The sequence below is a fragment of the Gammaproteobacteria bacterium genome, from assembly GCA_037388465.1.
Lineage (GTDB): Bacteria > Pseudomonadota > Gammaproteobacteria > SpSt-1174 > SpSt-1174 > JARRKE01.
The window spans coordinates 19401-32406 of sequence record JARRKE010000037.1 but is presented as its reverse complement, the minus strand read 5'-3'; the positions used below and the strand labels follow the sequence as shown (position 1 = coordinate 32406).

Below are 13006 nucleotides of genomic sequence, written 5' to 3'. Positions count from 1 at the left end.
AGCCTGCTCGCCTTCAACCGGCGCGTGCTGGAGCTGGCCCGCGACGAAAGCGTCCCGCTGCTGGAGCGCCTGCGCTTCCTGTGCATCTCCGCCAGCAACCTGGACGAATTCTTCGAAGTACGGGTTGCCGGCCTCAAGCAGCAGGTCGATCTCGGTGTGAACAGCTCGGGTCCCGACGGGCTCAGCCCGGGCGAACAGCTGCATCGTCTCAGCATCGAAGCGCATGAACTGGTCGACCAGCAATATTGCGTGCTGAACAACGAGCTGATTCCGGCGCTGGCCACCGAGGGTGTGCACTTCGTGCGCCGTACCCACTGGACGCCCGAACAGGCGACCTGGGTGAAAGGCTATTTCTCGCGCGAACTGCTGCCCATGCTCAGCCCGCTGGGACTGGACCCGGCGCATCCCTTTCCGCGCATCCTGAACAAGAGCCTGAACTTCATCGTCACCCTGGACGGCAAGGATGCCTTCGGCCGCGAGAGCCGGATGGCCATCGTCCAGGCCCCGCGCGCGCTGCCGCGCCTCATTCGCCTGCCGCAGGAGGTCGCCAAGGGAGAATATTCCTTCGTCTTCCTGACCTCCATCCTGCATGCCCACGTGAGCGACCTGTTCCCCGGCATGCGCGCCAGCGGCTGTTATCAATTCCGCCTGACGCGCAACAGCGACCTGTTCGTCGACGAAGAAGAGACCGAGGACCTGCTGCGCGCACTGGAAGGCGAACTGCCGCAGCGCAACTACGGCAACGGGGTGCGTCTCGAGGTGGCCGACAACTGCACCAGCGAGGCGGCCGACTACCTGTTGCGCCGTTTCAACCTGGGCGAGGAGGACCTCTACCAGGTCAACGGCCCGGTCAATCTCAAACGCCTCATGGCGGTGCCCGACCTGGTCGAGCGGGCCGATCTCAAGTACCCGTCCTTTACGCCGGGACTGCCGGAAGGCTTCACGACCAGCGCAAACATCTTTCGCCTGATCCGCGAAGGCGACTGGCTGCTGCATCATCCCTACCAGAGCTTCACGCCGGTGATCGAGTTTCTGCGCCAGGCGGCGCGCGACCCCGAGGTGCTGGCCATCAAGCAGACCCTGTACCGCACCGGCACCGAGTCGCAGCTCGTCGAACTGCTGATTGACGCGGCCAAGGCGGGCAAGGAGGTGCTGGTGGTGATCGAGCTGCGCGCGCGCTTCGACGAGGAAGCCAACATCCAGCTCGCCAACCGGCTGCAGGATGCCGGCGCGCACGTGACCTACGGCGTGGTCGGCCACAAGACCCATGCCAAGATGACGCTGGTGGTACGCCGCGAGCGCCATCGCCTCAAACGCTACGTACATCTCGGCACCGGCAACTACCACGCCGGCACCGCTCGCGCCTACACCGACTTCGGCATGTTCACCTGCGACCGCACCATCTGCGAGGATGTGCACCGCGTCTTCCAGCAACTGACCGGCCTGGGCAAGGTCACCAAACTGCGCCGCCTGCTGCAATCCCCCTTCACGCTGCACAAGGCCATGCTGGACAAGATCGACCGCGAGACCGCGCACGCCAGGGCGGGCAAACCGGCGCGCATCATGGCGCGCATGAATTCGCTGCTCGAACCGCAGATCATCCGGGCGTTGTACCGCGCCTCGCAGGCGGGCGTGAAGATCGACCTGATCGTGCGCGGCATCTGCTGCCTGCGTCCCGGCATCGCCAGCGTCTCCGACAACATCCAGGTGCGTTCCGTGATGGGCCGCTTCCTGGAACATTCGCGCGTGTTCTATTTCGAGAATGCGGGCGAGCCCGAGGTCTACCTGTCCAGCGCCGACTGGATGCAGCGCAATTTCTTCCGCCGGGTGGAGGTCGCCTTCCCCGTACCGGATCCCGAACTGCGCGCCCGGGTCATCGAGGAAGGACTGGAATACTATCTCTCGGACAATACCCAGGCCTGGGTGCTGCAGCGCGACGGCAGTTACCGGCGCGCCAAGCCCGGCAATGCCAAGCCGCGCTCCGCCCAGCAGATGCTGCTGGAGCGCTATCAGGGCAGCTGAGTCAGGAGAACTTGAGCTTCAGTCCCGCCGGCTTGATCCACGCCTGTTCCTGCTCCAGGTCGGCCTGCGGCAGGGCATGGGCCTCCAGCCAGCCCGGTTCGAAACGCAGCTTGATGCCGCTGCCGCTGGCCTGCACCGACTCGATCGGCGGGCTTTCCTCCCCACGCGTACGCTGCAGCAGAATCGCCAGGCGCAACAGCATGGCGAGATGCAGGGCGCGATTGCGCTGGTCCACGGAAAGCGGTTCAAACAGCTTGTAGGGAAACTTGCGCCGCTGGGCACGCACCAGCAGGGCCAGCAGGCGCTGCTCGGGACGGGAAAAACCGGCCAGATCCATGTTCTCGAGCAGGTAGGCGCTGTGCTTGTGGTACTGGTTGTGGGCCACCGCCAGACCAATCTCATGCAGCCGCGCGGCCCAGTCGAGCAGGTCCGCATCCTCGTCCTGCAAGCCCCAATCCTCGGCGCACTCGCCGAACAGCTGGCGCGCCGTCGCCTCGACGCGCTTGGCATGTTCCACGTCGATGCCAAACCGCTGGCTGACGGCATCGATGGTGCCGGTGCGCACGTCTTCGTGTCGGATACGCCCGAGCAGATCGTAGATCAGCCCTTCACGCAGCGCCCCGTCGGAGATGTCCATGTGTTCGATGCCCAGCGCCTCGAACACGGCGAGCAGCACCGCCACGCCGCCCGGGAAGACCGGGGCGCGGTCCCGGCTCAGGCCGTCGAGATCGAGGGCATTCATGCCGCCGGCGTCGATCAGAGTTTTGCGCAGGCGCTGCAGGGCCTCCAGGCTGATGCCATGCTGACACCAGCCCTGCGCCTGCACCACCGAGGCCACGGCCAGCACCGTGCCTGAGGCGCCGATCGCCTTGTTCCAGCCGGTCTGGCGATAGCGTTTTTCGATGGGACGGATTTCCAGCCGCGCCCGGGTATCGGCTTCCCGCCAGCGTGCGGCCGTGATCTCCCCGTCCGGGAATGCGGCCTGGGTCATGCTCACGCAGCCCATGTACAGGCTTTGCATTTCCAGCGGCTCGAAGCGTTCGCCGACGATGAGCTCGGTACTGCCGCCGCCGATGTCGACCACCAGCCGGCGCCCACCGTCGTCGGCCAGGCTGTGCGCCACGCCGAGATAGATCAGGCGCGCCTCCTCCACCCCGGAGATGATCTCGATGGGATGGCCGAGCGCGGCTTCGGCCTCGGGCAGGAACTCGTCCGCGTTGCGCGCCTTGCGCAGGGTGTTGGTGCCCACCGCACGCACCGCGCCGCGCGGCAGGCCGCTGACGCGCTCGCCGAAACGCTGCAGACAGGCGATGGCGCGCTGGCGCGCCTTGGGCTTGAGGTGATTGGTGTCGTCCAGTCCGCCGCCGAGTCGCACCATCTCCTTGAGCCGGTCCTGAACGCGTACGTGGCCGTTCTCGATCCGGGCCACGATCATGTGAAAGCTGTTGGAACCGAGGTCGACGGCGGCGACCGTTTCAGGCGGCTTGCGGCGTTTGAACATCGAGCGCTAGATGGGGGTTGGCAGCCAGGGCTGCAAGTCTAGCATCATCGGCACCGGGCGCGGCCGCCTCAGCGCGAAACGACGAGACGCGGCCCGTCGCCGCGCCGCACGATGGCGTCCGAAGGGAAGTCGCAGATGAAGGTGCTGCCCTGTCCCACGCGGCTCTTGATGCGCAGCTTGGCGTCGTGGTGCTGCAGCACATGCTTGACGATGGCGAGCCCGAGACCGGTGCCGCCGTAATCCCGCGAACGGTCCTTGTCGACGCGATAAAAACGCTCCGTGAGACGCGGGATGTGCTGGGGATCGATCCCCGGACCGGTATCCTCGACCTCGAAGTGGGCGCCGGCGTCGTCCGCATACCAGCGCAACGTGATCACCCCGCCCTGCGGCGTGTAGCGCACCGCATTGCTGAGCAGGTTGGAGAAGGCGGAATGCAGTTCGTCGGCCGCGCCCTGCAGCCAGAGGTCGTCATCCTTTTCCACGTGCAGTTCGTGCCCCTTGCTGCCGATCAGGATGGTGGCCTCTTCGACCAGTCCGGCAATCAGCGCCGGCACCGACACGTTGACGAAGTCCTCCTGTGAGCCCGGACGCCCTTCGAGCCGGCTGAGTTTGAGCAGGTCCTCGATAATCGAGCGCATGCGCTGGGTCTGCTGCTGCATCTGGCGCAGGGAGCTGCGCATTTCCTCCGGCGTGAGGTCCTCGCCATCCACCAGCGATTCCAGGTAGCCGCCGATGACGGTCAGCGGGGTACGCAGTTCGTGCGAGACGTTGCCGACGAAGTCGCGCCGGATAACCTCCAGCCGGTGCAGACGGGTCATGTCCCGTGCGGTCAACAGGCGCTGATGGTTGCCGTAGGGCACGATGCGGATGTTGAGCATGATCTCTTCGTCATGCGGCGCCGGGATGCCGACGGACTCGGCGAAATCGCCCTTGCGCAGATACTCCGTGAACTGCGGGTGACGGATCAGATTGCTGATCCAGCGCCCGGTGTCCTGCGAACGCAGACCCAGCAGATGCTTGGCCGCGTCGTTGAACCATTCGATCTCGCCGTTCCCGCCGAGAATGACGGTGGCGTCAGGCATGGCCGAACTGGTCTCGCTGAAGCGCGCCAGCAGTTTGGAAAGCTTCTTTTTGCGTTTGCGGTCGCGCTGATGGCGGCGATAGATGTGGTGCACCACCTCGCCCATCATGCCGTCCAGGTCGGGCGGAGAACTGCGGTCACCCTTGCGGATCCAGCCGATCAGGTGATGGAGGCGGCGGAACTGCCAGATGACGTAAATGATGGTGGCAACGAACAGGGACTCCCAGAACCGCTCGGTGAGCATGCCGAAGATCGCGCCCGCCAGCAGGAACATCGATAAGCGCCAGAACTCCGACAGCCAGGAGGTGTACATGCTGTGTCAGCCCTGTTCCGAAAACCGGTAACCCGCTCCACGTACGGTCTGCACGAATCGGTCGTAACTGAAAGGCGCCAGCGCCTTGCGTAACCGCAGAATGTGCACATCCACGGTCCGCTCTTCCACGTAGGCGTTACGCCCCCATACCCGGTCCAGCAACTGTTCGCGGGAATACACGCGCTCGGGATGGGACATGAAAAAGTTCAGCAGCTTGAACTCCGTCGGCCCCATCTCGATCGGCTGTCCATCCACCGTCACCCGGTGGCTGGCCGGGTCCAGACGCAGCTTGTCGGCGGCCAGGGCCTGTTCGCCGCTTTCCGGCTGCACCCGGCGCAGCACTGCCTTGATGCGCGCGATCAGCTCGCGGGGAGAAAAGGGCTTTGAGACGTAGTCGTCCGCGCCGGATTCCAGTCCGCCCACGCGGTCTTCCTCGTCGCCGCGCGCGGTGAGCATGATGATGGGCACTTCGCTCAGGTATTCGTCGCGGCGCATGCGCCGCGCCAGTTCCAGCCCGCTCATGCCGGGCAGCATCCAATCCAGCAGCACCAGATCGGGAATCTTGTCGGCCATCAGCTCCAGCGCGCGGGAGGCGTCCTCCGCTTCGTGCAGATCGAATCCCGCCCGCCCCAGGGCGAACGCCACCATCTGACGAATCGAGGGTTCGTCCTCAACGATCAGGATTTGTTTGCCGGTCATGGGCTTCACTCTCAATCCTCTGGCGCCATACATTAAAACCGGGAACTATTAAAGTTCTGTGACAGTCATTCACCCGATATTTCAACAATATAGCACCGCCCGCGGGCAAACGGCCGCTTCAGGCAGCTTCCAGCAACAGCAGGGAAAAATAGCGGTTGGGAGGTTCGAGATGGTCGGTTACCCGCAGATCGGCCGCACCGAACAGGTCGGTCAGCCCTTCCGGCGTGAATTTGCGGCTGATCTCGGTCAGGATTTCCTCGCCTGCCTCCAGGGACAGCGTTTCGTCCAGCGCGCCAAGCTCCACCGCCTGGCGCTCGGTCGAGATGAGATACATCTCGATCTGCGAGTCCTGTTCGTTGAAGGCGGCCGTGTGCTCGAACCGGCCGGGATCGAAATCGGCTGCCAGCTCGCGATTCAGCACGTTGAGCAGGTTGAGATTGAAGGCGGCCGTCAGCCCCTGGCTGTCGTTGTAGGCGGCGTTCAGGACCTCGGTGTCCTTAACACGGTCTACACCCACCAGCAGGCTGTCGCCGTCACGCATGCAACGGCGCAGTTCCGTCAGAAAGGCCTGCGCCTGTTGCGGATCGAAATTCCCCAGCGTGCCCCCCAGGAAAACGAACAGACGGCGTCCCTCCGGCTGGGGCAGATGCGCCAGACCGGCCATGTAATCGCCGACCAGGGCGCGGACTTCGAGCCAGTCGTAGTCCGTCACCAAACCTTCACCCGCCGTACGCAGCATGGGTTCGCAGACGTCGAATGGCCAGTAGCGGCAGTACTGCCCGCGCGCGGCACAGGCATCAAGCAGATGCCGGGTCTTGCGTGACGCGCCACTGCCCAGTTCGATGATGTGGTCGGGCGCCGTCTGACGCATGATGGCGTCGGCGGAATCGGCCAGCAGGGCGGCCTCGGTACGGGTGGGATAATACTCCGGCGTATCGCAGATCCGGTCGAACAGCCGGGAACCGAGATCGTCGTAGAAATACTTCGGCTGCAACGAACGCGGCGGCGTCAGCAACCCTTCGCGCACATCGTCTTCGAGGGTGCGCGGCGTACGGGCGGGTGGGATTTCCTGACAGGAAAAACGCGATTCGTCCGTGGTCAGTACAGAGTCGAGTGGTGCGTTCACAATGTCGAAAGGCTAACATGGCCCATCACGGCGGTAAAACAAACCCAATACGAACTCATGTGCCGAATCGCAGCCTATCTCGGGCCCGAGATCTCACTCGGACGCTTTCTGCTTCAGCCGGAACACAGTCTCGTGGTGCAGTCCTGGGCGCCGCGCGAATTGCGCTTTGCCAAACTCAACGCAGACGGCTTCGGGTTCGGCTGGTACAAGCCGGAAGGCGACCCCGCATGCTATTTGAACGCCCTGCCGATCTGGTCGGACGTGAATCTCGACGCGCTCGGCGACACGCTGCATCAGCCCCTGTGGCTCGCCAGCGTACGCAGCGCCACGCCCGGTTTTTCGACCGGACTGGCGAACACCCAGCCTTTTTTGAGCCGGGAGCTGCTCTATACTCATAACGGTTTTATGCGCAATTTCGAAAAACGCATCCGCCCGCGGTTGCTGCAAAGCCTGCACCCCGACATCCTCGCGGGTATCCAGGGCAATACCGACTCCGAATACCTGTTCGCCATGCTGCGCCAGACCTTTTTCGAAAACGAAGACCTGTCCCTGGAATCCGCCATCGCGGAAGTGCTGGGCCAGCTCGACGAGCTGATGGGCGAAGACAGCGCCCTGCTGAATCTGGTGATCACCGACGGGCAGCGCATTTATGCCGCGCGTCACGCCGTCAACGGCGAATGTCCTTCGCTCTACTACACGACCGACGACGAATTCTTCCCGGAGGGTGCGCAACTCGTCGCTTCCGAACCGCTCACCGGCGCCAGTTTCTGGCAAAGCATTCCCGAGCATCACGTCCTGATCCTCGACCCTGCGGAACCGCCCGAATTGCTGGCGCTATGACGGAACTCGTCACCCTGGTACGGCTGCGGGCTGTGGATCGCCGACTGCTCTCGCTGGTCGAGCCGTTGGACGACGCCGATTACCGCACCCAGTATCACCCGGATCTCAGTCCCATCGGCTGGCATCTGGGGCATTGCGCCTTTATCGAAAACTACTGGCTGCTCGAACGGGTGTGCGGCGACGACCGGCTGACGCACGACAAACACGGTTTCTACTTTCCGGAAAACATTCCCAAACCGCAGCGTGGGCCGGGACTGCCGCCCAAGGCGACGCTGATGCAGGAAGTGGAACGCCAGCAGGAGCAAAACATCCTGAGATTTTCCGGCATCGGCTATACCTTGCCGGCGCATGAACTGCTGGCCGAGGACTATCTGGCGAAATTCCTGCTCCAGCACAACAGCCAGCATTACGAAACCATGAACATGGTCCTGGCGCAGCGCGCCATGCGGCGCCACGGCTACGAATTCTTTCCAGACCGGCGACTCGAGCCGGCGCCGCCCCACCACGAACGCTTCGTCGTTCCGACGGGCGCTTACCCCATGGGCGGCACCCGTCCCGATTCGTACGACAACGAACTGCCGCGCGTGGACGTGCATCTGCCGCGCACGGAGATCGCCAGCACCCCGGTCAGCAACGCCCAGTACCTCGGTTTCATGCAGGCCGGCGGCTACGAGGACGCATCCCTGTGGAGCGATGAAGGCTGGGAATGGCACTGCAACCATGAAATCACGCATCCCGAACACTGGCGCCGCGATGCACGCGGCTGGTGGTACGGCATCGACGTGCAGGGGCCGCACGAACTCGCACCCGGGGAGCCGGTCCACGGCCTCAGCCACTACGAAGCCGAGGCCTATGCCCGCTGGGCGGGCGCCCGCCTGCCCCACGAGGCGGAATGGGAGGTCGCCTGCTGGCAGCACGGCCTGGCGAACACCGGCCACGTATGGGAATGGTGCGCCAATCTCTTTTATCCCTATCCCGGTTTCGAGGCCTTCCCCTACGACGGCTATTCCGTGCCGTGGTTCGACGGACAACACTACGTGCTGCGCGGCGCCAGCCGCCATACCCGCCCGGACGTGCGCCGCCCCTCCTTCCGCAACTACTACAACCCCGACAAGCGGCACATCTTCGCGGGGCTGCGCCTCGCCTACGGGCAGATGCCGGATGCCGACGGCCTGAACAACTGACATGCTTCCCTCCGTGCCGGCGCAACGGGCGAGACTTGAGACCGTCCGGTCGGTCCGGCATGCTGACGCCTTGCAGCCAACGACACGCCGGGCGTAAACAATAATGCAAACCATCCACGCACTGCTGAGTCAGACCAGCGATTTTCTCTGGGGCAAACTGCTGTTGATCCTGTTGCTGGGCTGCGGGGTCTACCTGACCATCGGCCTGCGCGCCATGCCCTGGCGACGCATCCGCATCGGCTTTCTGCTGCTGTGGCGCGGCCGCCACGCCAAGGGCGAAGGCGACATCACGCCCTTCCAGGCGCTGATGACCGCCCTCTCGGCCACGGTGGGCACCGGCAACATCGCCGGCGTGGCGACGGCCATCTTCATCGGCGGCCCCGGCGCCGTGTTCTGGATGTGGATCACCGCCCTGTTCGGCATGGCCACCAAGTATTCCGAGGCCCTGCTGGCGGTCAAATACCGCGAAACCGACGAAATCGGCAATCACGTCGGCGGGCCGATGTACTACATCAAGAACGGCATGGGCCACCGCTGGCGCTGGCTCGGTTTTCTGTTCGCGCTGTTCGGGGCCCTGGCCGCCTTCGGCATCGGCAACACCGTGCAGGCCAATTCCGTCGCCGACGCGGTGAACAGCACCTTTCACGTACCGCACATGGTGACCGGCCTGGTCATCGCGGCCATCGCCGCCATGGTCATCCTGGGCGGCATCCGCCGCATCGCGCAGGTCGCCGACAAGCTGGTGCCCTTCATGGCGCTGGTGTACGTCGCCGGCGCGCTGATCATCATTCTCGCCAACCTGCAGGCGGTGCCCGAGGCCATCCGTCTGATCCTCAGCGACGCCTTCACGGGCACGGCCGCGGGCGGCGGCTTCGCGGGCGCCACCGTGATGGTGGCCATTCGTATGGGCGTGGCGCGCGGCATCTTCTCCAACGAGGCGGGACTCGGCTCGGCGCCGATCGCGCACGCCGCCGCCAGCACCGACGACCCGATCCGCCAGGGCACCATCGGCATGCTCGGCACCTTCATCGACACCATCGTCATCTGCACCATGACCGCCCTGGTGATCGTCATCACCGGCGCCTGGACCGGCGGCGAGAACGGCGCCGCACTGTCCGCCACCGCCTTCAACCAGGGCCTGCCGGGCTTCGGCGAGTTCATCGTCAGCATCGGCCTGATCCTGTTCGCCTTCACCACCCTGCTGGGCTGGAGCTACTACGGCGAGCGCTGCGCGGAATACCTGCTGGGGGTGCGCGTGATCCTGCCCTATCGCATTCTGTGGATACTGGCGATCCCCGTCGGTGCGGTGCTCAAACTCAACTTCGTCTGGCTGCTGGCCGACGTGCTCAACGCACTGATGGCGCTGCCCAACCTCATCGCCCTGCTCGCGCTCAGTCCGGTGGTCTTCAGGATGACCCGCGAAGGTCTGCGCCACCCGTGACCATCACGCCGGAACAGCTGCACATCGGCGAGGACGTCCGGCGCGCCCTGGAAGAGGACGTCGGCACCGGCGACCTCACTGCAGAGCTGATCGACGCCGATGCCGTCAGCGACGCCCATGTCGTGTCGCGCGAGCGGGCGGTGATCTGCGGCCAGCCCTGGTTCAATGCGGTCTTCGCCGCCCTGGACGCGCGCATCGAAATCGAATGGCTGGTACCGGAGGGCGAAGCCGTCGAACCCGGCACGGTCCTGTGCCGCCTGCACGGTCCCAGCCGCGGCCTGCTGAGCGGCGAACGGGCGGCGCTGAATTTCCTGCAAACCCTGTCGGGCACGGCCACCACCACCCACGAATACGTCAGCCGGCTGAACGGCACGGCCTGCCGCCTGCTGGACACACGCAAGACCCTGCCCGGCCTGCGCCGCGCGCAGAAATACGCCGTGGCCTGCGGCGGCGGACACAACCACCGCATGGGGCTGTTCGATGCCATCCTGATCAAGGAAAACCACATCGCGGCAGCCGGCTCGATTACGGCCGCGGTCGCCAGGGCGCGCGCGCTGCATCCCGAGGTGATGATCGAGGTGGAAACCGAAAACCTGGCCGAGGTCGACGAGGCGTTGGAAACCAGTGCGGACGTGATCATGCTGGACGACTTCGAACTGCACGACATGCGTGCGGCGGCGAAGCGAACGGCGGGGCGCAAAAAGCTCGAGGCCTCGGGCGGGATGGGTATGGAGCGCCTGCGCGCGGTGGCGGATACCGGGGTGGACTACATCTCGGTCGGCGCGCTGACCAAGAACGTGCGGGCGGTCGACCTTTCCATGCGCTTCGAGGCGGCGGGCTGAACCAGCCGCGCCAGGCCCGAGCTTACCACCACTTCTCGTAACGCAGATGGGATTCCGCGACACCCATGTCGCGCAGTTCCACCGTCATGTCCTCGATGAAGCTGCGCGAACCGCAGTAGTAATACAGCGCCTCGCGCGGCAGCTCGAGTTCCTCCAGCATGCGCTGGTCGATGCGCCGCATGTTGCCCGCCCAGCTGCTGTGCGGCTGCGTAACGGTATACACGCAGCGGATGTTCGGGTGCGTATGGCGCAGATTGTCGAGCTCGTCGCGAAACAGGATCTCGTCCGGCGAGGAAACGCTGTAGACCAGGGTGGTATCCACCTCCCGCGCCGCCTGCGCCACATAACGCAGGATGCTGATCAGCGGCGTCACGCCGATACCGGCGCCGAGCAGCACCAGGGCATCCGACATGCCACGCTCGAAACAGAACCCGCCCTGCCCGTTCGAGATAAACACCTCGCTGCCGGGCTGTGCTTCCTCGTGCATGTAGCGGGTGACGTGGTGATCGCGCGCCGCCTTGATGGCGAGCTGGACCCGGCCTTCGGTCAGCGGCGACGAGGTCAGCGAATAGCCGCCCACCTCGTAGCGACCGTCGATCTCGACGTACAGATCGATCCATTGACCCGCCGTGTAACTGAACGGCACCTGGCTCACGTCCAGCAAAAAGGATTTGATACTGGAGGTTTCCTGGGTAACGGAAATGACGGGCACGCGGAAGGCGTCCGCGGGTAAGGGCTTGGGATGATTCATACTGCGTGATTATACGGGAACGGGACGTCCCAACGGTTACATCGTTTATTTCGATAACTGCAATTTGGCCGCCCGCCAGAGCGCTTCCTGCTCGTCCAACGACAGATCGGCGAAGACCTGCCCCGCCTGAGCCGCCAGCGATTCCATGCATGCGAAACGCGACACGAATTTCTGATTGGTTCGCTGCAGGGCCTGTTCGGGATCGAGGTTCAGATGGCGGGCCAGATTGACGACCGCGAACAACAGATCGCCCAGTTCGGCCAGCATGTGCTCCCGGCTGTCGCCGGCCTCGACCTCGTCACGCAGCTCGGCGATCTCCTCGACGATCTTGTCGAACACCGGGCCGCATTCCGGCCAGTCGAAGCCCACGGTCGCGGCCCGCGCCTGCAGCCGCCACGCCACTTCAAGCGGATCGTCCTCGAGCGGGACCTCTTCCAGCAAACCAGGTTCAGGCATGCGCCTTGGCCTTAGCTTTTCGCTCAGAAGGTGAGCTTGACCCCGACCACCGCCTCGTCGGCCATCTTGTAGTCATCGGCATGCTTGATATGGGTGCGCATGTACCGGTAACCGACAAAGGCCGAGGTCCCCGGCAGGAACTCGACCGAGAAGTGGGGGAACAGGTCCAGGTAATCCTTGCCGTCGCCGAAGGTCGTCACCTCCGGTGCGTAAAAGCCGCGCACCACCACCGCCATCGGAATGTTACCGGGAATATGGTAGGCGACCTGCCCGCCGATGCTGATGGCCTGCACGTCCTTGTTGGGTTTATCCAGCGAGGCCACATAGATCTTCGCGCCCACGCCGAAACTGAACGGGCGGGTGCCTGCCGGCGCGCCGCTGACCATGGCGCCGACGCTGCCGACCAGATCCTTGTCCGTGTTGTAGAAGGCGCCGAAGGAGATGTCGGCGCCGCCATACCCCAGCGAGCTGGAGTCGGTATTGAAATTGAACTGTGCCGTCTTCGAACCCAGCGACAGGTCGACACCGGCGGCCTGCGCGGTGGTTGCGGTGCAGCACAGCAACATCAGTCCAATTCGAACGAGCTTGCGCATAGCGCCCTCCTCCACGGGTGATTCGGTCGTCGCGGCGCTGTCACCGCGATGGTGCGGCAGAGTGTAGCACGAACATATTGTGGACACAGGTGGGAAAGACCACTACCTGTAGATATTTTTGCGTCCACGCAACACTCCGCGGGCACCCTTGTCGGCG

General features: G+C 64.5%; 12 protein-coding genes. 5 read left to right on the top strand and 7 right to left on the bottom strand.

The window, feature by feature from the left end:
• Nucleotides 1-2022: polyphosphate kinase 1 (ppk1, locus tag P8Y64_08830; GenBank protein MEJ2060573.1), on the top strand; the 2022-nt coding region annotated here is incomplete at its 5' end.
• 1 nt (nt 2023) lies between these two features.
• On the opposite strand, the gene ppx is transcribed toward ppk1, so the two are convergent.
• The 4 genes from ppx to egtD all read right to left on the bottom strand — a co-directional run bounded on the left by ppx (nt 2024) and on the right by egtD (nt 6742).
• Nucleotides 2024-3523, bottom strand: a complete 1500-nt coding sequence (gene ppx / locus P8Y64_08825) for an exopolyphosphatase (GenBank protein ID MEJ2060572.1) — start codon at nt 3521-3523, stop codon at nt 2024-2026.
• 68 nt (nt 3524-3591) lie between these two features.
• Entirely contained in the window at nt 3592-4917 is a 1326-nt protein-coding gene (phoR, locus tag P8Y64_08820) for a phosphate regulon sensor histidine kinase PhoR (GenBank protein ID MEJ2060571.1), read from the bottom strand.
• A 6-nt stretch (nt 4918-4923) separates the two neighbouring features.
• Nucleotides 4924-5616, bottom strand: a complete 693-nt coding sequence (gene phoB, locus P8Y64_08815; GenBank protein MEJ2060570.1) for a phosphate regulon transcriptional regulator PhoB — start codon at nt 5614-5616, stop codon at nt 4924-4926.
• 118 nt (nt 5617-5734) lie between these two features.
• On the bottom strand, nt 5735-6742 hold the full coding sequence (gene egtD / locus P8Y64_08810) for an L-histidine N(alpha)-methyltransferase (GenBank protein MEJ2060569.1): 1008 nt from the start codon (nt 6740-6742) through the stop codon (nt 5735-5737).
• Nucleotides 6743-6799: 57 nt separating this feature from the next.
• Here egtD and egtC point away from each other — a divergent pair, with 57 nt between their 5' ends.
• From egtC to nadC, 4 genes are all read left to right on the top strand, one after another.
• The gene (gene egtC / locus P8Y64_08805; protein ID MEJ2060568.1) at nt 6800-7582 is read left to right on the top strand and encodes an ergothioneine biosynthesis protein EgtC; all 783 of its coding nucleotides are present in this window, start codon (nt 6800-6802) and stop codon (nt 7580-7582) included.
• Entirely contained in the window at nt 7579-8766 is a 1188-nt protein-coding gene (locus P8Y64_08800) for an SUMF1/EgtB/PvdO family nonheme iron enzyme (protein ID MEJ2060567.1), read from the top strand. The genes egtC and P8Y64_08800 overlap by 4 nt, the downstream gene beginning before the upstream one ends.
• Before the next feature lie 103 nt (nt 8767-8869).
• Nucleotides 8870-10207 (top strand): sodium:alanine symporter family protein, encoded by a 1338-nt coding sequence (locus tag P8Y64_08795; protein MEJ2060566.1) that lies wholly within the window; start codon nt 8870-8872, stop codon nt 10205-10207.
• Nucleotides 10204-11049, top strand: a complete 846-nt coding sequence (gene nadC, locus P8Y64_08790) for a carboxylating nicotinate-nucleotide diphosphorylase (GenBank protein MEJ2060565.1) — start codon at nt 10204-10206, stop codon at nt 11047-11049. Before P8Y64_08795 ends, nadC begins: the two co-directional genes overlap by 4 nt.
• Nucleotides 11050-11071: 22 nt before the next feature.
• Here nadC and P8Y64_08785 read toward each other — a convergent pair whose 3' ends face one another.
• The 3 genes from P8Y64_08785 to P8Y64_08775 are packed head-to-tail and all read right to left on the bottom strand — an operon-like array spanning nt 11072 to nt 12849.
• The gene (locus P8Y64_08785) at nt 11072-11800 is read right to left on the bottom strand and encodes an FAD-binding oxidoreductase (GenBank protein MEJ2060564.1); all 729 of its coding nucleotides are present in this window, start codon (nt 11798-11800) and stop codon (nt 11072-11074) included.
• A gap of 45 nt (nt 11801-11845) precedes the next feature.
• Nucleotides 11846-12256, bottom strand: a complete 411-nt coding sequence (locus P8Y64_08780; GenBank protein MEJ2060563.1) for a MazG nucleotide pyrophosphohydrolase domain-containing protein — start codon at nt 12254-12256, stop codon at nt 11846-11848.
• A 23-nt stretch (nt 12257-12279) separates the two neighbouring features.
• Nucleotides 12280-12849, bottom strand: coding sequence for a YfaZ family outer membrane protein (locus P8Y64_08775; protein MEJ2060562.1), 570 nt, complete (start codon nt 12847-12849; stop codon nt 12280-12282).
• Nucleotides 12850-13006 lie beyond the last annotated feature (157 nt).